Here is a 25,675-nt window from a genome sequence, read left to right as displayed (position 1 = left end):
TTTACAGCCCCACCCATTCGGTTTCGCCACCCGCGAGCTGCTGACGTTTCCAGATCGGCACCGTTGCTTTGATGCGCTCGACGAGCAACTCGCACGCCTCGAAAGCTTCGCGACGGTGTGCTGCGGAGACGGCTGCCGACAGGGCAACATCCCCAATCTGCAGTAGCCCAACGCGATGAGCTGCGGCGATCGCGAGGCCGGTCTCGGCCGCGACTTCGGCACAGCACTGGGCAAGCAACGCTTCCGCCTCAGGATGCGCTTGGTACTCGAGAGACCACACTTCGTTGCCGCCGTCGTGATTGCGCACGACTCCCGAAAACACGACGACCGCGCCGGAAGCGGGGGACTCCACCGCACGCCGAATTGCGGCCTCATCGATCACGGCATCCGTGATGGTGGCGAAGCTTGCGGGGTTCTGATCGTTCACGTTTAGTACCTCGCGAGCGCAGGATCAATGACCTGCGCGTAGTCGTCGATGCCGCCCACTAGGTGGCGGATGTTGGTGAAGCCGGCACCCTGCAGCATCCGCAGAGCACGTTCGCTGCGAATGCCGTGGTGGCAATACACAACCACAGGAATGTCGGTGCGGATGTCGGCAAGCCGGCCTTCGAGGCCACCCAGCGGAATCAGCTCGGCAGTCTCAATCGCGGCAATCGCAAACTCAAAGGGTTCACGAATATCGACCAGTTGCAGTGGCGCATCACCGCAGAGCATGGCCGCAAGTTCCCGCGACTCGATCTCGTCGCTCGCGCTGCTTGTGCCGCTAGCGTCGTCGCTGTTGCTGCTGGCGTCATTCGAGCCGTGGGTGCCACTCGACGCGGGCGCCGCCGTCACCCCACAGAACAGGTCGTAGTCGATGAGCTCGGTAATGGCATCCGCATCGTCGCTCGCGGCGTACTCAAGTTCCCGGAATCGCCCCGACACAGCGTCGTAGGTGCTCACGCGACCGAGGAGTGGTTCGCCGATGCCCGTGATGAGCTTCACTGTTTCGGAGCACATGATGGCGCCGATCATGGCGCACACGGTGGGCAGCACGCCGCCCTCAGCGCACGAAGGAACGGTGCCGGGCGCCGGGGGAACGGGAAAGAGATCGCGGTAGGTCGGCCCGTGACTTGACCACGAAATTCCGGCTTGGCCGCCGTAGCTCAGGATCGCACCCCACACGACGGGGATGCCGGTCAGCGCGGCCGCGTCATTGACGAGATAGCGCGTAGCGAAGTTATCGCTGCCGTCGAGCACGAGGTCATACCCCGCGAAGAGTTCGAGCGCGTTGCGGGAATCGAGCCACACGTCGTGGAGGATGACCTCGATCTCCGGGTCGATGCGGCTGACGGTTTCGGCCATCGATTCGAGCTTGCTGCGGCCGATATCGGCAACCCCGTGAGCGAGCTGTCGGTGCAGATTCGAGAGCTCAACAACATCCGTATCGATCACGCCGATAGTGCCAACGCCCATCGCGGCCAAGGCGGGAATGGTGGCACTGCCGAGGCCGCCGGCGCCGACGACAAGCACTCGGGCGTTCGCAAGGCGACGCTGGGCGAGTTCGCCAAAGCCGGGGTTAGCGAGTTGGCGCGAATAGCGGATCAGACGGTCGGGGTTGAGCTGCGCGCTCGGCTCGACGAGCGGCTGGCGGTCATGCTGAGCTGGCGACGTCACTAGTTCGATCCTTACCGCGCCGGGAGCGACACAGTCACGATTCTAGCCTCCGCGTTACGGGCACTCTGGGGGTCTGCTGCGGCTTTCGGACGTGGGGCTTTTGCCCGTTCGTTCGGTGGCGTAGAGTTGCTGAAATTCATGAGCGGTAATCAAATAAGTCACTCTGTGGAATGATCAGACCGATCAGACGATGGCGCAATGATCACCGTTCACCGTTCACCGTTCACCGTTGCCGTCCCCTTTCAAGGAGGTCTCGTGGTGTCTGTTCGTCGAAGTCGACCGGCATTCGCTGCCGTCGCGGCCGCTCTGCTTATTCTTCCCCTTGCCTCGTGTACCGCCGAAGCTGAAGATCCGATCGACGCCGTCGATCCGTTAATCGAAACGCAAGTGGTCTGCGAGCAGGTATCCGACGCGGTAACCCTCACCTTCAATTTGAGCACTTCAGTCGATCAGGGGCGGGCGATCGAAGCTGAATACGAAGGAGCGAAACGCGTCGCCGCGAGGATGATTCAGCGGATCTCTCCGTCGGAAGAAACCAAATTGGCACCGCTGATCGCTGAACTGCAAGCGGTGACCCCGGCGGCCGCGATTGCTGCGGAGGGGGAGCCTTATGATCCCGACTCTGCCGAATGGACGGCTGCCTATAGAGCTGTGCTCGATCAGTGCGAGGCAGAACTTGGCATGTTCGGAATAGAAGGCTGGGTCGGCGGCTAGGTTCAGCCCTCGACCCTCGACCCTCCAGCGTCGTTGCCTACCGATAGGGTGTGGGCGGGCCGGAGATCTCGGCTCGCAACCCGATCTGAGGAGTACCCGATGGAAGCCGCCGTAATCGCCGCCTGGACGTTCGTTTCTGAAGCCCCCATTCCCGAAGATGTCATGCCGATGTTGCTCCCCGGTGAGCAGCCCATCGCGGCCTACAAAACCTTCCGCGACAGCGCCGTGTTCACCAACAAGCGCCTCATCGTGCGTGACGCTCAAGGCATCACCGGCAAGAAGGTGGAGCTCTACTCGCTGCCCTATTCGAACGTACTCATGTGGTCATCCGAGAACGCCGGAACCCTCGACATTAACGCCGAATTGGAACTGTGGACCCGCGCTGGCCACATCAAGATCAAGGTCGGCAAGGCCATCGACGTGCGCAAGCTCGATATGCTCATCGCCAACGTGGTGATCGGCGCGAGCTAACAATACGAGCCTAGGTACGGCGAGGTGGGGCAATGAAAACTGATTTCAAGAAGACGCTCGACGCGTATAAAGCGCGCCACAACGAGTTCAGGATTCTGGATGTCCCACCCCAGCAATACCTCATGGTCGACGGCCATGGTGCGCCCGGTATCGACAGCGAGTACACGGCGGCGATCGGCGCGCTCTATCCGGTCGCCTACACCCTGAAATTTGCGAGCAAAGCGCTCGACCGCGACTACGTTGTGCCGCCGCTCGAAGCACTCTGGTGGGCCGAAGATATGGCCGCCTTCACGAGCGGGCGCGACAAGTCACAGTGGGACTGGACCGCGATGATCCTTGCGCCCGAGTGGATCACCCCGACCATGTTCGAGGATGCCGTTGCTTCGGTGGTCGCCAAGAGCAAGACGCCCGAGAACCTGCCCGCCAGTCTCGGCAAGGTGCGACTCGAGACCCTCGACGAGGGGCTGTGCGTGCAAACACTCCACCTCGGGCCTTATGACGATGAGTCCGAGATTCTGGCGCAGATGCATAACGAGTTCATTCCCAAGCAGGGGCTGCGGATGACCGGCAAGCACCACGAGATCTACTTCAACGACTTTCGCAAAGTCGAGGCATCCAAGCTTCGCACCCTGCTGCGGCAGCCGGTGGAACGCGCCTAGTCCGGAGCGGGTTTAACTAAAGCTTGGCGATCTCGATTTTCTTCAGCTGCATCATGTGCTCGAAGGCATTCGGCCGTTTCATGAGTTCGTCGATATTGGCGGGAGTGATCTGCCAGCTCACGCCGAATTTGTCTTTGCACCAGCCGCAGGCTTCGGCTTCGGGAACCGCCGAGAGCGCCGCCCAGTAGCGGTCAATCTCCGCCTGATCGGCACACGGAATCACAAACGACACGGACTCCGTGAACGTCACGTGTTTGCGGGTAGCGGCGTCCATCGCTACAAACCACCGGTCTCTGAGCCTGACATCTCCAAACATCACCGAACCGGGATGCGCGGGGCCCGTGCGCTCGGTATAGCGAACGTCAGCCCCCAACTGCGCATTATCGAACACCGAGGCGTAGAACTCGATGGCCTCTCGAGCACGGTTCTGCACGCCATCTCCGAACATCAGCGCGGGCATGATGGTCGGCCGCGGTTCACCAGCGGGATCGGTGAGAATGAGCTGCCAGTTCACGCCAAATCGGTCTCGTAACCATCCATAGCGCGGGCTGAAATCGTAATTAGCGATCGGCATGAGCGCACTGCCGCCGTCGATAAGCGCATTCCACAACGCATCAAGATTGCGGCGAGCATCCGGATCAGTAGAGGGATCGAAATTGACCATGAACGACGTGGACTCGTTGAACGCAAACCGCTCGCCCGCGTTGATCGCCAAAAAGTCTTGCCCCGCGAGACGGAAAGTAACCGTCAGCACCGCACCGGCAAGATCTTGTTGAAAATCAGCTAAACCCTCCGAGGGGTAGCGAGTGGTGTCAACAATCGAACTGTCGGAAAACGCCGTGGTGTAGAACTGCACAGCATCTTCAGCATTGCCGTTGAACCACAGGCACGGCGTAATCGTATTCATGGTGTTCCTCCTCGAACCCATGTCGTCGCAACGCGCGGCGGCTATTGACACGATCATAAGCCGCGTCAGGCTGCGAGAGAAGGTTTCGTTTAAGCTGGCGGGATGAATGTGAACGAGTTGGGGCCAGACGCGAGCCCCGATGAACGCGGCGACAGTGCTGCTAAGCCCAGGGCCACTGATCACAGTGCCGCAGGGCGTCGGCATGAGTGGCGCTACGCCTTCCAGCGCGCTTATCACGGGTTCATGCTGCATCGCGGAATCGACTCCGCAGCGACGCTCGCATTCTTTGCTGCGCTCGCAATTTTCCCTGCCGCACTCACCGTCGTTTCAGCGTTAGCGCTAGGTCAGGGTGAAGACCAAGCGGCCGAGACCGTGCTCGACCTGGCGCGAGAAGTGCTGCAAGAAGACACCGTGGAGGCCCTCAAAGAGCCCCTGACCCAACTCTTCTCAGTGGGAAGCCCGGGCCTAGCTCTCGCCATCGGCATCGCCCTCAGCGTGTGGTCGATGTCGAGCTATGCCACCGCGTTCGGGCGAGCCGCGAACAGCGTTTTTGAGATCCAAGAGGGGCGTCGCTTTGTGAAGTTCCGCGGCCTCATGCTTGTGCTCTCGGCCTTCCTCCTTGCCGCCTTTGCGGCCGTGGCTGTGCTCCTGCTCACCACCACCAACGTCGCCACCGCCATCGGTGAAGCGTTCGGCTTTGGAGAACCCTGGGTCGCGATCTGGTCGTACGGTCGCTGGCCGGTTCTCGGTGGCATCCTCACTCTCATCATTGCGGTGCTCTACTACTACACGCCGAACATCCGCCACGAACGGATGCGGTGGGTCAGCACCGGCGCTGTGTTCGCGATTGTGACGTGGGGCCTCGCGACCGCGGGGTTCGGTTTTTACGTCTCCACGATCGCGAACTACGACCGCGTCTATGGCTGGCTTGGGGGAGCGCTTGCGCTGCTGATTTGGCTCTACATCAGCAATCTCGCGGTCGTGGCCGGCGTCGAGGTTGATGCCGAGTTCACCCGCCTGCGCCAGCTGAGGGCCGGCGTCTCAGCAGAGAACACCGTGCAACTGCCCGTGCGCGATACTTTTCGCAATCTCGTGTTGGCTCGCCGTCAGGCAGCGGATGAGGCTGCCGGCATCGCCATTCGAACGCGCAATGGTGACGCTGACTAACTCGGGATAATTACCGGCTTCCCTGTTGTGATGGCCGCGCACCGCGAGTACCGTTTTCCCATGAATTATGAGAGTGCTCAGCGTTGGCTCGATGATTACATTGCGGCGTGGCTGTCCTTTGATCCCGCGCTGATTGGCGCGCTCTTCAGCGATGACATCGCGTATCGCTACCACCCGTACGATGAGCCGTATAGGGATCGGGATGCGGTTGTGGCGTCGTGGCTTGGCGAAGGTGATGACCAGGGCGGTGCTAGTGATGTCGATGAACCAGGCACGTTCGAAGCACATTATCGCCCGATCGCCGTAGACGGAACTGTGGTCGTCGCTCAAGGTGTTTCGTCGTATCGCGACACCCCGGATGGCCCGATTGTGCGCGTCTACGATAATTGCTTTGTGATGCGATTCGATGACGCGGGGCGCTGCCAAGAGTTCACCGAGTTTTACGTCCAGCGTCCGGCATCCGCGGAGTGAGTAAACCGCATTTGCCTTAGGGCGCGGCAGTCAGCTCCACCTGCAGAATGCGGTCGTCACCGTCGCGGGGCTCGCCCCGGCCATCGGTGTTATTGGTGAGCATCCAGAGGCTGCCATCGGGGCCGGGGATTACATCACGGATGCGGCCGGCAGCATTCTCGAAAGTCGCCGTCGCGGTGGTCGTCTCTCCGGGATGAATTTCCCACAGTCGTTCGCCGCCGAGGCCCGCCATGAAGAAGGTGCCGTCGATGAAGGTGAGGCCGCTGGGGCTCGCGTCGTCGGTTGCCCACTGGTAGACGGGTTCTTCGAAGCTGGAACCCGTGGATTCCCCTTCTGCGAGCGGCCAGCCATAGTTGGCGCCGGCACGAATGATGTTGAGCTCATCCCACGTGTTTTGGCCGAACTCTGAAGCCCACAGCTGGCCTTCGTCGTCCCACGCAAGGCCCTGCGGGTTGCGGTGCCCGAGGGAGTAGACCAGCGATCCGTCGAAAGGGTTGTCGTCAGGAACGGAGCCGTCAGGCTGCATCCGCAGAATCTTGCCGTTGAGGCTGTCGAGGTCTTGGGCTGATTCGGGATCGCTCGCATCGCCGACAGTGGCGTAGAGCATCCCATCGGGGCCAAAGGCGATGCGCCCGCCATTGTGAATACGCGACTTGCCCAGGCCGGTGATGATGTCGACGCTCGCGCCGAGCGCATAGCTGCCAGCCTCACCTTCGAGTTCGAAACGCACGATGCGATTGTCCGTCGCGGTGGTGAGGTAGGCGTACAGCTGGGTCTCGTCGAACATGGCAAGACCGAGCAGCCCGCCCTCGCCGTCGGGGGCAGCCTCGCCTACGATCCCGACTTCGCGAAGATCTCCGCCGGCGGTCAATTCTTTGATGAGCTGGGTGTCGCGTTCGCTAATCAGCGTCGAACCGGATGCCAGCCGCACCATCGACCACGGAGCGTCCAGCCCTGAAACAATCGTCGTCGCTTCCTCGGCGGCGTTGACTGTCACGGCGGCGGTGTCGACGCTTGGCGCCGACGTTCCTGCTGACTGTTCTGGCTCAGCAACTGGCAACTGAGCGCATCCCGCTAGCAATCCAACAACGAGCACGGCGGTGAAACGGGGAGAACGCATGCGCTAATCCCACCGCAGATTCGTCTGAGAAGAAAGGTCTTGGCGTCTTTGCTCCCCGATTGTGGCTCGGTTTCGTGCCCGTAACTAGGAGTTTCGAGAGTCGACCGAGCCCCGGAAACCGCGCAACCGCAGACTGTTCGTCACCACGAAGACCGACGAGAAGGCCATTGCCGCGCCCGCGATGAGCGGGTTGAGCAGACCGAGCATCGCGATCGGCAGGGCCGCTACGTTGTAGGCGAAAGCCCAGAACAGGTTGCCGCGGATGATCCCGAGCGTGCGCTTCGCGAGGCGAACGGCGTCGGCGACGACCATAAGGTCCCCGCTCACAACGGTGATGTCGCTGGCGGCGATCGCGGCATCCGTTCCGCCACCCATGGCAATGCCGAGGTCGGCGGCGGCCAGAGCGGCAGAGTCGTTCACTCCGTCACCGACCATCGCCACAACCCGGCCGTCGGCCTGTAACTGGCGGATGACGTCGAGCTTTCCCTGCGGCGTGATCCCGGCGTGCACGTCGGTGATTCCGACCGCGCCGGCCACGGATGCTGCAGCGCCAGCGTTATCGCCCGTGAGTAACACGGGGCGCAAGCCGAGGCGGATGAACTCGGCGATGGCGTCCGCACTGCTTGCCTTGATGGTGTCGCCGACAACCAGCACGCCTCGCGCGTGACCGCCCCACGCGATGACCATCGCGGTCGACCCGGCGGCTTCGGCTTTCTCGACCAGAGTGAGGGCGGCATCCGACACCGTCTGGTGGTGGTCGGCGGTGAGCCACGAGGGCTTGCCGACGAATACGACGGTGCCATCGATGGTGGCCTGAACGCCGGTGCCCGCATGGGCGGCGAAGTCGGTGACAGCGGGGAGCGTGAGGCCGCGGTCATCAGCTGCGGCAACAACTGCACGGCCCACTGGATGCTCCGAGCCAGCCTCGACGGCGGCGGCGCGAGCCAGTACGAGCTCCTCGTTTTCGCCTTCGAGCACCTCGATCGAGCTGAGGCGCATTTCGCCGGTCGTTACAGTTCCGGTCTTGTCGAGCACGATCGTGTCAACAGAGCGGGTCTGCTCAAGAACTTGGGGTCCGCTGATGAGGATGCCGAGCTGCGATCCGCGACCGGTGCCCACGAGCAGGGCGGTCGGCGTTGCAAGGCCGAGGGCGCAGGGGCACGCAATAACGAGGGTCGTAACGGCGGCGGTAAAGGCGAGTTCTATGGGGCCGCCGGCGATCATCCAGCCGACGAATGCCACGACCGCGAGGCCGAGCACGACCGGAACGAAGATGGCCGAAACGCGATCGGCAAGACGTTGGATGTCGGCTTTGCCGGTTTGTGCTTCTTCGACCATGCGACCGAGGCGGGCCAGTTCGGTGTCGCGGCCGACGCGAGTGATTTCGATGACGAGTCGTCCGCCGACGTTGAGGGTGGCGCCGGTGACGCGGTCGTCGGGGCCGACTTCGACGGGCACGGATTCGCCCGTGAGCATGCTGGCGTCGACGGCGGAGTTGCCTTCGATGACAAGTCCGTCGCTGGCGATCTTTTCGCCCGGGCGCACCACAACGTGGTCGCCGACGACGAGCGAGGACACGGCAACGCGCTGTTCGACGCCACCGCGCAGAACGGCGGCATCCTTCGCGCCGAGTTCGAGCAGGGCGCGAAGAGCAGCACCAGACTCGCGGCTAGCGCGGGCCTCGATGTACTTGCCGAGAAGAATGAAGACGGTGACGGCGGCGGCGACTTCGAGGTAGATCTCGCTTGAGCCACCGTGGGGTGTTCCGAAGAAGGTCATCGTCATGTGCATGCCAGCTTCGCCAGCGCCACCGAAGAAGAGGGCGTAGAGCGACCAGCCGAACGCGGCGATGATGCCGAGGCTGATGAGGGTGTCCATGGTGGCGGCACCGTGGCGGAGATTCACAGCTGCAGCGCGGTGGAACGGCCACGCACCCCAGACGACAACCGGCGCGGTCAGGGTGAGGGCCAGCCACTGCCAGTAGGTGAACTGCAGCGCCGGGATCATCGACATGAGTACGACTGGCACGGCCAGTGCGGTCGAGACGAGCAAGCGGTGCAGCAATTGAGAAGCCCAGTCGTCGTCGCTGCTCTTCGCGCTCACGTTGTCGTTCTCGTCACGCTCGTGAATGGGCGCCGGGATGACGGCGCTATAGCCCGCAGCCTTCACGGTTTCTAGAAACTGCTCGGGATCCATGCCCTCAGGCGCGCGAACGCGAGCCTTCTCGGTGGCGTAGTTTACGCTCGCCTCGACGCCGGGGAGTTTGTTGAGCTTGCGCTCGATGCGGCCAGCGCAGGAGGCGCAGGTCATTCCGGTGATGTCGAGTTCGACATCCAGCAGGTTGATGGTGCCGGGCTCTGCGGTGGTCGCTGTGCCGTCGGTAGTTGTTGCGTTGTCGGATGCCGCGACCATTAGAGACTCTTCACGAACGTGTAGCCGGCCTCCTCGATTGCGGCGCTGACAGTGGCGTCGTCGAGGGGAGTCTCCGACGTGACAGAAACGGTGGAGGGCAGGCCCGAGGCGAGGTCAACCGAAACCTCGGTGACGCCATCCACTTCAGAAAGTTCTTCGGTGACGCTGGAGACGCAGTGGCTGCAGGTCATTCCTTCGACCAGATAATCGGCGGTGTGAGACATGTTTCTCCTTCGATTGCCGCAGGCGCGAGGCGCGGGCGGAAGTTGTTGTTAGGAACGAGTTCTAGGAACGAACGAGGCGCGCGATGGCGGCGCTCGCTTCGCGAAGTTTTTCGTCGGCGACAGCTCCGCCTTCACGGCTGGCTTCGGCGACGCAGTGGTTGAGGTGGTCGTCGAGCAGAGCAAGCGCGACTGACTCGAGAGCCTTCGTGGCGGCCGACACCTGAGTGAGCACGTCGATGCAGTAGGTGTCTTCTTCGATCATGCGGTGGATGCCGCGCACCTGACCCTCGGCGCGACGCAGTCGCTTGAGCAGCAGTTCTTTGTTGTCGTCGTAACCAGGCATTGTGCTCCCTTCAACCGGATACCCCCAAGGGGTATTCCCATTAGACGCCTCTGGGTTACGAAAGTCAACCGTGATCGGCCCGAGGGATGAGTGGGATGCTCGCTACGGGGCTGCTGTGCTGGCCTCGGCTGCTCGCGCTTTTCTCCACACCATCACGACGGAGATCACCATTACGAGGGCGCTCGGGATAACTATGTTTCCGATGTTCGCGTTCACCCAGATCGTGAAGGTGTTGCCGAAATCACTGCTGAGAATGCTGCCGCTGCCGTCGTTGTAAAGGTAGGTCAAGTAGCGGCTGTAGGGGGTGCTGATGACGGCACCCGCGATCATGGTGATGATGCCGATTCCGGTGGCGGCGGTGAAGCCCCGGCCGGTGACGGGGCGGCGCCCGGAGCCGTACGAGAACAGGCCAAAGGCGACAACGACGGCCAGTGGCGTGAGCGCGATGCCGGCCATGGGCGAGTTGAGACCGAATACTGCAACGAACATGACGGTGCTGGGGATGGTGAGGAGGGCGAAGAGCAGTCCCCGACGAAAGCTGTAGGGCCGTTTTGGTTCGGGGAGGATGTTGCCGCGGCGCTGTTCAGCGGCGGCGACTTGGGCCTCGACTTCGAAGATCCGGCCCTTGGCGGTCGCGTAGCTGCCGTGTGAGGGGCTGGGGTGCATTTCTGACATGGGTGCCACCTTCGTAGACGCGGCGGGAATCTCTCACCGAGCGTCGTTACTAGCGCTAACGATACCTAAGTATTCCTCCGGTGTGGGCTTTTCAGGGCGATGATCTCGATGCCGCACCCATCGGGTGGCTGTTTCCCGTGGATGCCTATCTCTCGGTTCGAAGACCTGACCACGCCCTGATGGCTTTGTGGGCGAGGTCGCTCACCCTCGACGAGAACCCCTTCGTGGTCTCCTGTTCGTCGAGTGGCTTTCCGTTGAGGATGATCCCGGGGGATGAGGCATTGATAGTCATGACGTGATTGGCAAAACGATTGGCTGCATTCGCCGAGTTGGTGGCTGATGACGACAATGCTTGCCGCGACGTCTCGAAGCGGGTAGTTGCTGATGTGGCCGCAGCATTGGCTTTCGCCATGAGGTTGTCGCGGTGGGCAGCAAGGGCTTTGGCGACGTTCATGACAATCACGAGGATGGCGACAACGGCGGTGACGGTAAGCGGAATGGCAACTTGTTCGGCCCGGGTCGGGAAAGGAAAATCGGCGCGCCCCGCGAGGATGTCCTCAATGATTCCGGTCGTGCCGCCGTTAGAAATGAAGCTGGTGTAGACGTCAGAGAGCAGGCCGGAGAGGGCTCCGAGCACGGTAGCGATGGTGCCAACGATGAGGGCGAACATGAAGTCACGGCCGCGCGTGATGGTGTGGCGAGAACCTAGGGTAAAGAGTTGAAATGCCGTGAGCATTCCGAGGGCTCCGAAGATGGCTGCGATTCCGAAGCCCAGCAGGCCTACAAGGATAGCGGCGGCGATCGCGAGAGGAATCGCGAACAGTGAGAGAAATGCTCCGAGGGCGAAGTTGTGGGGCGTGGTGTCGGAGGGAAGAGCGCGACCGTTGGTGTTTGCGGCGGCGATCATGGCGTCGGAGTGGCGTTCGAGCGAGCGCGCGTACTGGGAGGGGCTCTGCTGTGAGAAGAGACCTGACATTGTGGCGACCTCCGATCGCACTGCAACGGCTCCGTTGCTTGAGTTAACAGAATAGCTTTCTTGCCGGTGAAGCGGCAGGGAGCGTGCGGAGCGCCCGGGGCCGCGGATGCCCGGTGGTGGGTTCGCTACACACGGCTAACGGTTGCGAGGCCGCGAGGGGTTCGTCGCCTGCGGTTATCCGCGCAGGGTTACCCGCGCAGCGCGAGCGCGAACGGGAGCACGGCATCCGCCCCGGCTTCGCGGAGTGCTTTGGCGGCAATCGTGAGTGTCCAGCGGGAGTCGACGAGATCATCAACGAGCAGGATCGGGCCCTGAGGTAGTTCGTCTCCGGCCCACGCGAACTGCCCCCACACGCTTGCGAGCCGGTAGGCGCTGTTTCCGCCGGGGTCGCCGTGTGGCCCATCGCCCGTGAGCGAGAGCGCGCCGAGGTAGGGCAGCTTGCCGGCGCTGGCGAGGGCTTCGGCGACGGATGCCACGAGTTGTGGTCGGCTGCGTGACGGCATCGAGACGACGGCGACGGGTCGCTCATCCCAGCCCCAATCGGCGAGCACCCGGACGCAGGCCGCGACGAGCGCGGGGCTCGCGGGCGCGTCGGGGGTGCCGGGGGCGAAGAGGGTGCGCAGGGTTCCGCCCCAGCCGAGGTCGGTGAGGCGGGCGAGGGCGCGGCCTTCGGTGGCGCGGAGTTCGGGATTGATGCGTCCGCGCACGGGGACGCCGAGCTTGTCGGCACCGGTGGGCCATTGGGCGCGGGGTTCGATGGGGACGCCGACTTTGTCGAGGGTGGCGGTGGCGCGGGTGGTGGCATCCGTGCTGATGTCGGTGGGGTACCAGATGCCGGCGCAGTTGTCGCAGCGGCCGCAGGGGGTGGCGGTGTCGTCGTCGAGGGCGCGTTGCAGGTATTCCATGCGGCAGCCTTCGGTGCCGGCGGGCAGTTGTTCGTAGTCGAGCATGTGTTGTTGTTCGGCTCGGCGGGCGGCGGTGACTCCGGCGTAGCGTTCGGCGTCGTAGCTCCAGGCTTGGCCGGTGGCGGTCCAGCCGCCCTGAACCCGCGCGACGGCGCCATCGACGTCGAGCACTTTCAGTAGCAGTTCGAGTGGGGTGCGGCGCAGGTTCACGCGGGCTTCGAGCGCTGGCGTGGAGACGGGCCCGGCCCCAGAGCTGGCGGCGGCAGTCAGCTCGGCAATTACGAGTTCGGCGTTGGCTTGGTCGGGCATGGATGCGGTGGCGAAGTATTCCCAGATGTCTTCGTCTTCGCGGCCCGGCATCAGCAGCACGTCGGCGTTGTCGGTGGCACGACCGGCGCGGCCGACCTGTTGGTAGTAGGCGACGGGGGAGGAGGGGGCGCCGAGGTGCACGACGAAGCCGAGGTCGGGTTTGTCGAAGCCCATGCCGAGCGCGCTCGTGGCGACGAGGGCTTTCACGGTGTTGTTCTTGAGTGCCTGTTCGGATTCTTCGCGTTCTTGTGGGTCGGTTTTGCCGGTGTAGGCGCGCACATCCATGCCGCTGTCGCGCAGTAGCCGCGCGGTGTCTTCGGCGGCCGAAACGGTGAGCGTGTAGATGATGCCGCTGCCGGGCAGTTCGGCGAGGTGGCTCAGCAGCCAGCCGAGGCGAGCTCGGGCATCCGGCAGTTTAAGGACACCCAAGCGCAAGGATGCTCGCGCAAGGGGGCCGCGGATGGTGACGACTTCGGTGCCGCCCGTGGCTGTGTTTTCGGCGCTGTCGCTGCTCCCGGTTTCGAGTTGCGCGGCGATGTCGGCGACGACGCGGGAGTTGGCGGTGGCGGTGGTGGCGAGCACGGGGACGCCGTCGGGCATGGTGGCGATGAGTTCGCGCAGGCGGCGGTAGTCGGGGCGAAAGTCGTGGCCCCAGTCGCTGATGCAGTGCGCTTCGTCGACGACGAGCATCCCGATGCGGTTGATCAGTGCGGGCAGTTGGTTGTCGCGAAAGCTGGGGTTGTTGAGGCGTTCGGGCGAGACGAGCAGCACGTCGACTTCATCGTTGGCGAGCTGCTGCTGAACTTCGGCCCATTCGTGCGGGTTGGTGGAGTTGATGGCGACGGCACGAACTCCGGCGCGGGATGCCGCAGCAATCTGATCCCGCATGAGCGCCAGCAGTGGCGACACGAGCACAGTAGGGCCCGCACCTCGCCGGCGCATGAGCAGCGTGGAAACGAAGTAGACGGCGGACTTTCCCCACCCCGTACGCTGCACCACGAGCGCGCGGCGGCGCCCATCGACGAGCGTCTCGATCGCCTCAAACTGTCCCTCATGAAAATCGGCAGTCTCGTTGCCCACAAGCGTGCGGAGAACGGCCAGGGCATCGGTGCGGGTATCTGTCACGTGGCTAGTGTGGCAGGGGGTGCTGACTTTTCGGTGCGGAGCGACGCGCAGTGCCCCGAGTGGCAGCTACTCCGTAAGGTTCGTATGGAAGTAATCGAAGAGGCCCGCGGGGATTGGCTTTTCGAATCGCAGGTGCATTCGCACGACAGAAAGTTCTTTGCCTGCTGCGCCGGGCATCGTCGTTTGCTCAGCCTGCTGCGCAGTTGCTTGACCAAGGTAGTAATGACCTGGGCCGTCTGCATCGCTCTTTTTTGAGAACACATGGATGTCGACTGCCCCGTCGAGAATCTTGCGGACTTCGGGGGTCTCCAGATTGGTTCTACTGCGCGTGTACCAAAGCATCGTGTGGGAGTCGAGCAGCTCATCATCGTAGGCGGTGCTCTCGGAGACTTCTTCGGACTTGTGAAGCGTCACGAAAATGGGGCAGGTACTCGTGTCCGTATCAACCTTGTAGCCATAGATCGTCGAGTACATGTTGCTTCGCCAGTTGAGAAGTCGGCTTGCGTCCTTGCGCGAATACTGACTACCCGGAGTGAACGGCCCAGCGGGGGAGTAGCGATCGGCTGTGAGTCGCAGACCGCTGTCGATCACGTCGTCAAGGTGGGCTCGAAACGGGGCCGACGTTCGGTACGCGTCTGCGAATTCTGGGCTTAGCTCGGCAGCTCCGCGGTCGTTTGTGGTCGCGGGGCCTGGGCTCTTGAACGTGGAGATCTCGGATGCAGTATTGAACTCGAGCGTAAGGCTTCGAAGAGCAGCTTTCGCGGTGATGTTGTCGACCGGTAGTCCCGCCGCAGCGAGCGTCGCCGCTGCCGATTCGTCGTCCAAGTTCCCGATAGCCAACAGCGTGCGCAGGAGCAGCAATTCGTGAGGGCGCTTGGCCGTCAGTAGTTCTTTCGAGACGACCGTGAGCGCTCGTGATTCCTGCTCGGAGAGCTCGTTTTCGGCCACCTTGACCTTGGCGAGCAGAGCGGGATAGTTCCCCATTTTTGTAGCAAGAACAACAGGGTCGACTGACTCGAACTTCAAGAAGTCCGAGAGCAATGGCACACGACCGACACGTCTCCGCACCGTTTCAATCGCACTTTTGAGGTTCTGAAAGCTGTCGAGCTTCACGGTCGCAAGGGATTCAAGGACGCGCTTCTGGGAGATTTGGTCAAAGCGCACGCTCGAGAGACCCGCGAGGACGCCAACTTCTTCGGCCGCGATGAGGTTCTTGCGAATCGACTCCTTATTGAGCGAGTCATCACCAAAGAGCGCGATCGGGATGAGGAAGTTGTTCGCGTAGTTTCCGATGAAGTCGATGACGACTAGGTAATCCTTACCCTCGACCTTTCTAAGGCCGCGGCCGAGCTGCTGAACAAACACGATGCTCGACTGAGTCTGGCGCAGCATGATGATCTGGTTCACGGTGGGGATGTCGACACCCTCGTTGAAGATGTCTACTGTGAGCACGTAATCGAGTTCACCCGCTTCAAGGCGTTCAACTACAGTCTCGCGCGCTTCGATCGAATCCTGGCCGGTGAGCGCGACTGTGCGCAGCTGCCTTCCGCGAAGATGCCGCTTGTTGAGCTCACCCGAGAGGGCGTGCGCTTCCTCTTTGCGGCTGCAGAAGATCAGGCCGCACGGGCTTGCTCCTGCCTGACCGTAGGTCTCGATGGACTTCAGGATCAGGTCGATACGTTCTCGAGTTACAAGCCGTGAAAGCGAAGTCGTTTCGGTCGTGGTGAAGCCGTCGTCGAATGTGATGTCAGCGACCCCGTAGTAGTGGAACGGGGCGAGCATCTCCAGCTCGAGAGCGGTGTTCAATCTGATTTCGTACGGGACGTTGTAGTCGAACAACTCAAAGATGTTCTCGCCGTCAGTGCGCTCGGGCGTAGCCGTCATCCCCAGAAGGAACTTCGGTTGAAAGTGGTCGAGGACTCTCGTGAAGCTCTTGGCGCCGGCACGGTGCACTTCGTCGATCAGGATGTAGTCGAAGGTGGTGGGGTCCAAGCTGTCGAGTACGTGCTGCTGCGAGAGAGTTTGCACAGTGGCGAAAACATAACGCTTGTCGGGCTCACGCTCGTTGCCGGTGATCTTTCCAAAGTCTGCTCTGGGCGCACCGAGTACTTTCTGGAACTCGGTGATGGCTCGGTCGAGGATCTGCTCACGGTGGGCAACGAAGAGTAGACGTTGCGGATTGACGGCGCGAACATCCAAAGCAGAAAGAATTGTCTTTCCTGTGCCGGTCGCGGAGATAACCAGGGCTCGGTCCTTCTGAGCCGCACGCACTGTAGCTATCGCGCTGAGAGCATCGACCTGCATGACATTCGGAGTGATCGCCCCGACTGTCTCTGGCTCATCGAGCGCTGGGGGCGACCGTCGTCCGCCTCGCGGGCTTAGCGCCGGAGGTCGGTAGTGGGCGGCGTAGTCGTCGATCCAGCCTTGAGTGAGAGGCGTTGAGTTGAATAGCTCATCGTCAAGAAGGTTGGTGAATTGTTCGGCGAGGTCACTATCGCGGGTAGCTGAGACCCGGAGGTTCCATTCGTGGTTCTTCGCTAGAGCGGTCTCAGTGAGGTTCGAACTACCGAGAATTGCAGTGACGCCGCTCGGCTGTTGAAAGACATAGCCCTTCGGATGGAACGCAGTCTCGTTGTGGATGCGAACGTCGATTCCGAGCTCTTTGAGATTGAGCAGTTCCGAAAATGCGTGGGGTGTGTTGAAACCGAGATAGTCGGAGGTGATGATTCGCCCGACGCCTTCGAAATCGATCAGTTCCTGTTTGAGCAATGCGATTGCACGCGGCGAGACGAAAGCCACCGAAAATGTGAAAGAGGTGGCTCGCTGCAGTTCAGTTCGCAGCGCCCGCAGCATCGAGTCGTTCTTTGTGTTGAGAACCAGGTGAGGGTGACGTCTTCGCGGAGCGTGAACGGTCTTGTCGACGTACCCAAATTCGACATCTTGGCCAAAGGGCTCGAGTTCGCGAAGGTCGGTTGCCACTAGGCGCTCGCCGCCTTCTGGATCAGCTTGACCGCCGGGATGTCGGCAGGGGCCCACTCAAGTGAACTTAGGTCTGCGGGGTCTAGCCAGCGGACTTCCGCGTGCTCGGTCAGGACCGGCGTGCCGGAGAGCAGTTCGCAGTAGAAGGTCGTCAGCACGACGATCCCAAAGTCATACTCGTGAGATGTCGTGGTGATCAACTCGCCCACTTCCACCTCGCACTCCAGCTCTTCGGTGATCTCCCGCGCGAGTGCATCACGAGGAGTCTCGCCGGCTTCGATCTTGCCGCCGGGGAACTCCCACATCCCGGGCAAAGCCCCGCCGGGTCCGCGCTGGGCACAGAGGATGAGGCCATCGCGCGCGATGACGGCACCGACGACGTTGAGCTGTTTCTTCACTGATGATCTCTCTCGGGATTTCATGATTGACGAGTGTCCGGTCGTAGCTGCGAGTCCACACGTTCTCTTTAGCCTAGGCCGGGCCGGCCCCAGCAGCATGCGACATTATCGACCGATTGGATTCGATTCGTGAGGATCAGGACAACGAGCTTTTAGGGCTTTGAGTGTCGGCGAGGACAATGCTTTGGTCATCGCTCCTTCGTTTTTCTCGTCGTTGAGGCCCAAACAGGACACGTTCTTCCCGAGCTACTTTTCGAACAGAGAATCCCGCTAGTCTGAGTCAAAAACAAAGGAACTCTCATGCCCGAAGATGACCAGCTTGGCGCCAATCTCACTTGCTTTATAGTCTCGCCTATTGGGGACCGACTTGAGCCGGTGGGCCAGCCGGGACGCGCACGATATGAGCAATCTATTGTGATGTGGGAAGAGGTCTTTGAGCCAGCTTGTGCGCACTTCGGATTGTCGCCCGTCAGAGCTGACAGGATCGCCGAAGCAGGCGAGATTCCGGACCAGATCTTTACGTACCTCCGTGATGCCGATGTCGTGATCGCTGACCTCAGCGATGCAAACCCGAATGTCATGTATGAGCTTGGACTAAGACATTCCCAGCCGAGCAAAATGACACTCCAAATCGGTGAGTACGGGCGTTTACCGTTCGACGTTACGACGATACGAACGATTCAGTTCAATCGAACAACCGCGGGGCTCATCGGAGCGAGAAACGATCTCATAGATAGCCTCCGTGCATCGTTGAATGGTGGTGGGGGAACCCTGCGGGCAACGAGCATATTCGCGGCAACCGCCAGCGCCCCGATCGACGTTGTGAACGATGTGGCCCGTTCCATTGCGCCGGATCAGGATGACACCTCAGCGGCGGAACCCGGCATAATCGACATTCTCGCTGAAGGCGAGGGCGCGCTATCCCACGTTATCGAAGTAATGAGCGACTTCTCGGCCGAGATGAGTTCGGTTGGAGAGAGGTCTACGCAATTCGCGGCTGATGCTGCGGAGTCTGACGCTCAAGGAAGAGGCTTTGCGGGAAAGCTTCTTCTTACGCGCGCGCTTGCCGCCGAACTCCAGCCGACTGCCGATGGTATGGAAGAGCTTGCAAATGCCTTTTACGATGATATTTCGAGGCTTGGAGCGATGGTGCAATACATTATCACGCGGTATCAGTCCGGCGAAGAAGAAGTAACCGACGACGGCGCCATATTCCTCAACAGCATGTTGTCGTTGGTGAATTCCGCAGAGGAGGGCGCAGTGGGCCTGACCGTGTTCCGGGACGGCACCCGCATTTTGAGTCAATCTGCTCGTGACTTGGACCCTGTAGCGAAAGCGCTCAGGCGCGCAACCAACCGAATTATTGAAGGGATTGCTGTGATTTCTGGATGGAGGGAATCGATCACAGCGTTGTTGCCTGACCTGGCGGATGCTTCCGCCTCTTAGATCGACCTCGAGAAGCTTCGGCGAAGAATTTTACTTGAAGGATTTTGCCGTCCGGTCGGGCGAAATGAATCCGACGTAGTCGGCTTCACCGCGATTACGTTCTCCTAGACCCCGGACGCCACCAAATTTAAGGAACTTTCATGAGCGACATTGTTTCGGCTGGCCCAGGGCCCACTAGCGCAGGGGAGGGCGAGTCAGTGACGCGAAGTCGGGAAACGCGGGCGTATAAAACTGCGATGCTCTCTTTCGGCGTCCCAGCGCTTATTGGGCTCGGAGTCTATTGGACACTCTTGGTAAACGAAAAGAGCGGAATTGGCGTCACGGTTCTGTGGATTACTTCGCTTCCCGCGATAATTTTCGTTTTTGTCTCCCTGATATCTCTCGGCGCCGCAGCTACCTATAAACCATTGGTGAACCGCGACTCTTTACTCTGGTCGTGGTTGAACTTCATGGGCCGAGGCTCTGCGGGTGTGCTGCTATTGGTTTCAGGCTCGCTGGTCGGTGCGCTTCTTGGCGCGTTAGTTTCCACGCCAAGCGGAGACCTGACTCCGTTGTTCATTTTCGCAGCATCTATTGTCTCGATCTGGCTCGCCATGATCGTTCTTATATGGACCATCCGGGCCGTGATTGACGTTGGACGCATCGGGAGCGAACGTGAAGCGGTCATTAGGGCTTGGCTAATACACAGACGGGCGACCCGCACGGAGCTGAAAACCGCACTTCTAACTTTAGGGTCCGAGCGAACCTCCGTGATAGCTGCTGGATTCGTTATGCTCGTGCTTATCGGCGCCATGTTTTTGGGGAGCGGCGTGCTCTTTGGATTTTGGTCGAACAGATGATCGCGAGATAGTGGCCTTCTCTATGCACGAGACGTGGAGCTAAAAGCTCTAAATCTCATTCTTGTATCTCTCTTGTAACCGGATGGACTTCGCGTCACTTCTGGCAGCTCGGGCACCACCACATGTAGCGGGTGTCGGTGGGGCCGGTGCCGAGCTGGTCTGACTCGATGCGGGTGCCGCACCGCAGGCACGGCTCCCCGCGCCGCCCGTGCACCCAGTAGCGGGGTTTGCCGCGCGGCAGGCCCGTGAGATTGCGGATCGGGCGGTCCTTGTTCACCATGATCGCCTTGAATGCGAGCGCGACGAGGCGCTTCGGGTCGGCGATCTCGCCGATGGGGGTGTGCGGGCGAACACCGCGCAGAAAGCTCAACTCGTTCGCGAAAACGTTGCCGAGACCGGCGAGGTTCCGCTGATCGAGTAGCGCGAGCGCAACCGGCCGCGCTGGGTCAGACAGCAGGTTCGCCAACGCGAGTTCGGCATCCCAATCAGGCCCGAGAAGGTCAGGGCCCAGGTGACCCACAATGCTGTCTTCGGATGCCGTGGGCACCACTTCGAGCAGCCCCAGTTCGAAACCTACCGCGGTCTTCGTTGCCGTGCTCAGCACTCCGCGAGCCAAGTAGGACGGCTTGCGCCATCGTTCGCCGGCGCCGTAAATCTGCCAGACGCCCTCCATCTTGAGGTGGCTGTGGATGGTGAGGCCCGAGCCCGGGTCACCCGCGGGGGTGGCGGTGGCAGTGGCGGTGGCAGCGGCGTCGACCGTGGCGGCGTCGGTGCCCTCGGCGACGCGAATCAGCAGGTGCTTGCCGCGCGGTACCACGCTCGTGACGGTCTGGCCGCTGAGGTCGAGCGTCGCAAACGCGGGTACCCGAAAATCGGTGCGGGTGAGCACTTGGTGGTCGAGCGCCGCCCGTAGTTTCGCTGCCGCCTTGTAGACGGAATCACCCTCAGGCACGCAACCTCAACCCCTGCGGCGTTGCGACAAATCCGGCCTCCACGAGCGCCTTACCCACCGGGGTGCCGACGGCGAAATCACCGTTGACCTTCTCGATGCGGAGTTTTGGCAGCGTTCCGCGCAGGGTGCTCGTGAGCGAGCGGGTCGCGGCATCCACAACGGCGGGTTCGAGGTCGAACGCGAGCAGCGACTTGCCGCCACGCTCCAGATAGAGCGCAAGATGCCCATCGACCATCACAACGATCGCACCTGCCTTACGGCCGGGGCGGTGCTTCTTGGGGGAGTCAGCGGCGGGCTTTGCGGATGCGGCAGCAGATGCCGATGCCGACGTTGCAGCCCACGCGTCCGAGTCGTCGTCGCCAGCAGCCCGAGCGCCAGCAGCAGCGGCCGCACCAGCAGCACCAGCAGCACCGACTCCAGCGTCACTACTCTCAGCCCCAGCATCCTCGCCACCCAGCCCCGGCCACCCGAGAGCAGCCCCGTAGGGGTTGGCGGGGTCGGTCGCGGCGAGAGTGATCGCCAGAAGTTGGGGCGCAGCATCCGGATCCCGAGTGAATCCACGAAGGCGATCGACGGTGGCTCCGGTCGCAAACTGGGCGGCACCGAGCCCCTCGATGAAGTAACCGCGGCGGGCACGACCGGTCTCTTCGAAGCCGCTCAGCACGCGGTACGTCAGGGCGAATCCACCACGGATGCCCTCGCTCACGACCGCACCGCGTGTGACGACAGCGTGCCGTTCGAGCATCAACTCGGCGGTCGACTTGGCGCGCACCGTCGTCTCGCCCTCAGCAGTTTCGAGCAGTGCCCACCGGCCGGACGCACTCGGCGGCCCCGCCTGCGCGACCGTCGACACACGACCGCGATAGGCGCGAGCCCGTGCCGGACGCGGTGCCCGAGTGGCCCGCACCGTGCCTCCGAGATGCGCGCGCAGGGGCGCAAAACTGTCGTTCGTGATGAGCGACCGCCACACCAAATCCCACAGTTCCTTCAGCAGCACCTTGTCATCCGTGCTGCCCACCTGATTCGAGAGTTGCCTAAAGAAGAACGCACCGCCACCCGCCAGCGCGTCCAGAATGTTCTGCTGCAGCTCGCTCAGCCCATCCCGATCAGGCTCGGGCAGCGTCAGCGCTGCGGTCGCCGCGGGGTGCAAACTGATCCAGCCATCGCTGCCCGCCAGCGCACCCTGCCCGGCCCACACCACTTCGCCCGACGTCGTCAGCTCATCGAGCCACGCGGGCGAATAGTCGCGCACGCGCGAACCCAGAATGAAGTTTTCCCACGCGGATGCCGGGGCTGAGTACCCAGCAAGTTGGTCGATCACTTGGGCCAAGCCATCAATTCCGCGCAGTGAGTCACCGGCAGCGGACACGTGTTGCCAGGCGGGCAGGAACCGACCAAGCGTCGCGTGGGACACCGGCTCGACCTCTTGCCGCAGTGCCGCAAGTGAGCGACTGCGCAGGCGACGCAGCACATCCACCGAGCACCACTCGGTGCCGCTCGCGCCGGGGCGAAACTCGCCATCGACAACACGACGGTCGGCCGCGAGGCGACGCAGGGTGTCCTGGACGACGGCTGTTCCGAGACCGAAGCGGGCTGCAGCATCCGCCAGGGTGAAGGGTCCGTGGGTGCGGGCGTAGCGACTCACGAGGTCGCCGACCGGATCGTCGACGGGCTCGATGAACGCGGCGGGCACGCCTATGGGCAGGGGAACTCCGAGCGCATCGCGCAGTCGCGCGGAGTCTTCGATGCCGGCCCAGCGGCGTTCGCCGGCGATGGTCACTTCGAGTACGCGGTTCGCTTTCGCGAGGCCAGCGAGGTCGGTGGCGAGGGCTGCACCTGTCACGAGCGAGCGGGCCTCGATCTCAGCGACGGTCTGCGGACCAAGCACGCGCAGCAGATCTACGATGCCCTCGGCATCCCGAGCATGACGTTCTGGCACCAGCCGCTGCAGCTCGTTCTCGGTCTGGGCGATCACGTCGGGGTCGAGCAGTTCGCGTAGCTCGGCACGGCCAAGAAGCTCGGCGAGCAGCGCCGGGTCGAGCGAGAGCGCGGCGGCTCGACGCTCGGCGAGCGGCGAATCCCCCTCGTATACGAAAGCGGCCATATAACCGAACAACAGGCTGCGCGCGAACGGCGACGGCACATCCGTCTCGGTCTCCATCACGCGGATGCCGCGGCTGGCGATGCGCTTCGTCAGCGCCGTGAGCGCCGGCAGGTCGTACACGTCTTGCAGCACTTCGCGCACAGTCTCGAGCACGATGGGAAAGCTCGGGTACTTGCGCGCCACATCCAATAGTTGCGAGGCCCGCTGGCGCTGCTGCCACAGCGGCGAACGCTTGCCGGGGTCGCGGCGCGGCAGCAGCAGGGCGCGAGCGGCGCACTCCCTAAAGCGCGCGGCGAACAACGCGGAGCCGCCCACTTCTTCCGTGACGATCTGTTCGAGCTCGTCAGCGTCGAACACAAAGAGGTCGGCACCGGGCGGCGCGGCATCGGTGTCGGGGATGCGCACGACGATGCCATCGTCACCGGCCATGGCTGCGCCATCCACGCCCAGCTGTTCGCGGATGCGCGCCGTAATCGCCAACGCCCAGGGCGCGTGCACGGGCATGCCGTACGGGGAATGCAGGATCACACGCCAGTCGCCCAGCTCATCCCGGAACCGTTCGACGACGAGCGTGGTGTCGCTCGGCACGTGACCGGTGGATGCTTTTTGCTCGGTCACGAGGGCGATCAGGTTGGTGACGGCGTGCTCATCGAGCCCGATCGACTCGGCCCGAGCGCGTGCATCGTCAGCGGATGCCGTAGCAATTTCTTTAGTGAACGCCCCGATGGCTTCGCCCAGCTCTGCCGGGCGGCCGAGGCCATCGCCCTTCCAGAACGGAACGCGGCCGGGCTGGCCGAAGGCGGGGGAGACGAGCACTTGGTCGTGGGTGATGTCTTCGATGCGCCAGCTCGTGGTGCCGAGGGCGAATACGTCGCCGACGCGCGATTCGTACACCATCTCTTCGTCGAGTTCACCGACGCGACGGCCGGGAGCTCCCGCTTCGCCGCCGATCATGAAGACGCCGAAGAGGCCGCGGTCGGGGATGGTGCCGCCCGAGGTGACGGCGAGGCGTTGCGCCCCGGGGCGACCGCTGAGGGTGCCGGCCACGCGATCCCACACGACGCGGGGACGCAGCTCAGAGAATTCGTCGCTCGGGTAGAGGCCGCTCAGTAGGTCGAGGGTCGCGTCGAAAGCGCTGCGCGGCAGGGTCGAGAACGGCGCGCTGCGGCGCACGGTGTCGAACCACTCTTCGATGTCGATTTCGTCGAGCGCCACGGCGGCGACGGTCTGCTGCGCGAGCACATCAAGCGGATTTGTCGGAACCGAGAGGGCTTCGATCTGCCCACTGCGCATCCGCTCAACGGCGACAGACGTGTGGATGAGGTCGGTGCGGTGCTTCGGAAACAGCACTCCTTTAGAGATTTCCCCGACCTGATGCCCGGCTCGCCCAATGCGCTGCAGCCCACTCGCGACCGACGGCGGCGACTCGACCTGAATGACAAGGTCGACGGCACCCATGTCGATGCCGAGCTCGAGCGAGCTCGTCGCAACAACGCAGCGCAGCACTCCTGTTTTGAGGTCGTCTTCGATGATCGCGCGCTGATCTTTGCTGACGGAGCCGTGGTGCGCGCGGGCCAGCAGCGGAGCGGCACCCATGGTGGATCCACCTTGCGCCATCATCTGGGCGGGCGGCTTCCACGGCTGCTGCGGGGCGGCGTAGGCTGCGGCATCCGCACTGGCTTGGGAACGCTCGAGAACGGCGGCGGCATTACCGGCTCCGCTGTTTGCGCCTTCGCCAGTTCCAGTTCCAGCACCAGCCCCAGCCCCAGCCCCAGCGCCAGCGCCAGCGCCAGCGCCAGCGCCAGCCCCGGCACCGTCACCACCGGTGGTGCCGTCGCTGAGCCGTTCGTCATAGATCTCGTTGAGACGGGCGGTCAACCGTTCGGCCAACCGCCGCGAGTTAGCAAAAACGATGGTGGAGCGGTGCTCAAGAATCGCATCGACAATGCGCTCTTCAACGTGCGGCCAGAGGGATGCTGCCGATTCCGGAGTCGCCTCGTCGTCGCTGCCATCGCCGCCGCTGGCTTTGCCGCGCGCGGAGGCCACGGTGCCGGGGATGGTCATGTCGGGAACGGGAACAACGACGCTCAACTCAAAGGTCTTCGCCGAGGGCGGGTGCACGATCGTGACGGGGGCGCGTCCGCCCAAGAACCGAGCTACTTCTTCGATCGGTCGCACGGTGGCGGAGAGGCCGATGCGCTGCACGGGTTTCGCGAGCAGGGCATCCAGCCGCTCGAGAGAGAGCGCAAGGTGGGCGCCGCGCTTGGTGGCGGCGACGGCGTGCACTTCGTCGATGATGACGGTGTCGACGTTTTTGAGGGTCTCGCGCGCCGCCGAGGTAAGCATCAGGTACAGCGACTCGGGGGTCGTGATGAGGATGTCGGGAGGAAGCCGCGCGAGCAGCCGGCGGTCTTGCGCGGTGGTGTCTCCCGAGCGCACGCCCACGGTGATGTCGGTCTCGCCGAGCCCGAGCCGCCGAGCGGTTTGCGTGACGCCGACGAGTGGTGCGCGAAGGTTGCGTTCGACGTCAACGCCGAGAGCCTTCAGCGGAGAGATGTAGAGCACGCGCGTGCGCTGCTTGGGGTTCGCCGGGGGAGGGCTCGAAGCGAGCTGGTCGATCGCCCACAGGAAAGCGGCGAGCGTTTTACCGGAACCGGTGGGGGCAACGACGAGCGCATTAGCCCCAGAGGAGACAGCATCCCAGGCGCCGAGTTGGGCCGGGGTGGCAGCATCGAACGCGCCCTGGAACCACTCTCGGGTGGCGGGCGAAAATTTGCCGAGCACATCGCTCATTGTTCTATCTTCGTCGTAACCCCTGACAGT

The 25,675-nt window shown here is 62.7% G+C and carries 21 protein-coding genes; 7 read left to right on the top strand and 14 right to left on the bottom strand.

Annotation, left to right across the window (positions count from 1 at the left end; translation table 11 throughout):
* Window position 1: 1 nt before the first annotated feature.
* Both I6E52_RS06510 and I6E52_RS06505 read right to left on the bottom strand, forming a co-directional pair.
* Window positions 2-427, bottom strand: a complete 426-nt coding sequence (locus I6E52_RS06510) for a molybdenum cofactor biosynthesis protein MoaE (protein WP_197155601.1) — start codon at window positions 425-427, stop codon at window positions 2-4.
* Window positions 428-429: 2 nt separating this feature from the next.
* The gene (locus I6E52_RS06505) at window positions 430-1,656 is read right to left on the bottom strand and encodes a ThiF family adenylyltransferase (protein ID WP_197155599.1); all 1,227 of its coding nucleotides are present in this window, start codon (window positions 1,654-1,656) and stop codon (window positions 430-432) included.
* A gap of 198 nt (window positions 1,657-1,854) precedes the next feature.
* Between I6E52_RS06505 and I6E52_RS06500 the strand changes: the two genes are divergently transcribed.
* From I6E52_RS06500 to I6E52_RS06490, 3 genes are all read left to right on the top strand, one after another.
* Entirely contained in the window at window positions 1,855-2,370 is a 516-nt protein-coding gene (locus I6E52_RS06500) for a hypothetical protein (RefSeq protein WP_197155597.1), read from the top strand.
* A 99-nt stretch (window positions 2,371-2,469) separates the two neighbouring features.
* Window positions 2,470-2,841: a PH domain-containing protein gene (locus I6E52_RS06495; protein WP_197122994.1), complete on the top strand. Its 372-nt coding sequence runs from the start codon at window positions 2,470-2,472 to the stop codon at window positions 2,839-2,841.
* A gap of 32 nt (window positions 2,842-2,873) precedes the next feature.
* Window positions 2,874-3,500 (top strand): GyrI-like domain-containing protein, encoded by a 627-nt coding sequence (locus I6E52_RS06490; RefSeq protein WP_197155594.1) that lies wholly within the window; start codon window positions 2,874-2,876, stop codon window positions 3,498-3,500.
* A 16-nt stretch (window positions 3,501-3,516) separates the two neighbouring features.
* Here the strand turns inward: I6E52_RS06490 and I6E52_RS06485 are convergent, their stop codons facing one another.
* On the bottom strand, window positions 3,517-4,659 hold the full coding sequence (locus I6E52_RS06485) for a VOC family protein (RefSeq protein WP_231601780.1): 1,143 nt from the start codon (window positions 4,657-4,659) through the stop codon (window positions 3,517-3,519).
* Between I6E52_RS06485 and I6E52_RS06480 the strand changes: the two genes are divergently transcribed.
* On the top strand, window positions 4,651-5,574 hold the full coding sequence (locus I6E52_RS06480; RefSeq protein ID WP_231601779.1) for a YihY/virulence factor BrkB family protein: 924 nt from the start codon (window positions 4,651-4,653) through the stop codon (window positions 5,572-5,574). The two genes, I6E52_RS06485 and I6E52_RS06480, sit on opposite strands and share 9 nt — an antisense overlap.
* Window positions 5,575-5,634: 60 nt before the next feature.
* A complete protein-coding gene (locus tag I6E52_RS06475) occupies window positions 5,635-6,045 on the top strand; it encodes a nuclear transport factor 2 family protein (RefSeq protein ID WP_197155588.1) in 411 nt (136 codons plus the stop codon).
* 16 nt (window positions 6,046-6,061) lie between these two features.
* Here I6E52_RS06475 and I6E52_RS06470 read toward each other — a convergent pair whose 3' ends face one another.
* From I6E52_RS06470 to I6E52_RS06430, 9 genes are all read right to left on the bottom strand, one after another.
* Window positions 6,062-7,165, bottom strand: coding sequence for a sorbosone dehydrogenase family protein (locus I6E52_RS06470; protein ID WP_197155586.1), 1,104 nt, complete (start codon window positions 7,163-7,165; stop codon window positions 6,062-6,064).
* Between the two features lie 84 nt (window positions 7,166-7,249).
* Window positions 7,250-9,475, bottom strand: a complete 2,226-nt coding sequence (locus I6E52_RS06465) for a heavy metal translocating P-type ATPase (RefSeq protein WP_231601973.1) — start codon at window positions 9,473-9,475, stop codon at window positions 7,250-7,252.
* Between the two features lie 101 nt (window positions 9,476-9,576).
* Entirely contained in the window at window positions 9,577-9,801 is a 225-nt protein-coding gene (locus I6E52_RS06460; protein WP_197109446.1) for a heavy-metal-associated domain-containing protein, read from the bottom strand.
* 61 nt (window positions 9,802-9,862) lie between these two features.
* Window positions 9,863-10,144, bottom strand: a complete 282-nt coding sequence (locus I6E52_RS06455; protein WP_197155583.1) for a metal-sensitive transcriptional regulator — start codon at window positions 10,142-10,144, stop codon at window positions 9,863-9,865.
* Between the two features lie 102 nt (window positions 10,145-10,246).
* Complete coding sequence (locus I6E52_RS06450) at window positions 10,247-10,819, bottom strand: hypothetical protein (RefSeq protein WP_231601778.1); 573 nt, start codon at window positions 10,817-10,819, stop codon at window positions 10,247-10,249.
* A 145-nt stretch (window positions 10,820-10,964) separates the two neighbouring features.
* Entirely contained in the window at window positions 10,965-11,795 is an 831-nt protein-coding gene (locus tag I6E52_RS06445; RefSeq protein WP_231601777.1) for a hypothetical protein, read from the bottom strand.
* A 188-nt stretch (window positions 11,796-11,983) separates the two neighbouring features.
* Complete coding sequence (locus I6E52_RS06440; protein ID WP_197155581.1) at window positions 11,984-14,134, bottom strand: RecQ family ATP-dependent DNA helicase; 2,151 nt, start codon at window positions 14,132-14,134, stop codon at window positions 11,984-11,986.
* A 66-nt stretch (window positions 14,135-14,200) separates the two neighbouring features.
* A complete protein-coding gene (locus I6E52_RS06435) occupies window positions 14,201-17,113 on the bottom strand; it encodes a DEAD/DEAH box helicase (protein WP_307842421.1) in 2,913 nt (970 codons plus the stop codon).
* A complete protein-coding gene (locus tag I6E52_RS06430; protein ID WP_307842420.1) occupies window positions 17,113-17,511 on the bottom strand; it encodes a (deoxy)nucleoside triphosphate pyrophosphohydrolase in 399 nt (132 codons plus the stop codon). Before I6E52_RS06430 ends, I6E52_RS06435 begins: the two co-directional genes overlap by 1 nt.
* Before the next feature lie 300 nt (window positions 17,512-17,811).
* On the opposite strand from I6E52_RS06430, the gene I6E52_RS06425 reads away from it, so the two are divergent.
* Window positions 17,812-18,957: a hypothetical protein gene (locus I6E52_RS06425; RefSeq protein ID WP_197155577.1), complete on the top strand. Its 1,146-nt coding sequence runs from the start codon at window positions 17,812-17,814 to the stop codon at window positions 18,955-18,957.
* A 140-nt stretch (window positions 18,958-19,097) separates the two neighbouring features.
* On the top strand, window positions 19,098-19,796 hold the full coding sequence (locus I6E52_RS06420; RefSeq protein ID WP_197155576.1) for a hypothetical protein: 699 nt from the start codon (window positions 19,098-19,100) through the stop codon (window positions 19,794-19,796).
* A gap of 94 nt (window positions 19,797-19,890) precedes the next feature.
* Here the strand turns inward: I6E52_RS06420 and I6E52_RS06415 are convergent, their stop codons facing one another.
* Window positions 19,891-20,748 (bottom strand): DNA-formamidopyrimidine glycosylase family protein, encoded by an 858-nt coding sequence (locus I6E52_RS06415; RefSeq protein ID WP_197155575.1) that lies wholly within the window; start codon window positions 20,746-20,748, stop codon window positions 19,891-19,893.
* The gene (locus I6E52_RS06410; protein WP_197155574.1) at window positions 20,741-25,645 is read right to left on the bottom strand and encodes a DEAD/DEAH box helicase; all 4,905 of its coding nucleotides are present in this window, start codon (window positions 25,643-25,645) and stop codon (window positions 20,741-20,743) included. The genes I6E52_RS06415 and I6E52_RS06410 overlap by 8 nt, the downstream gene beginning before the upstream one ends.
* Between the last annotated feature and the right edge of the window lie 30 nt (window positions 25,646-25,675).

The sequence above is a fragment of the Salinibacterium sp. NG253 genome (assembly GCF_015864945.1).
In the GTDB taxonomy this organism is placed as follows: Bacteria; Actinomycetota; Actinomycetes; order Actinomycetales; family Microbacteriaceae; genus Rhodoglobus.
Note: the sequence above shows the minus strand (reverse complement) of the source record. Positions and strands in the feature narration are given on the sequence as shown.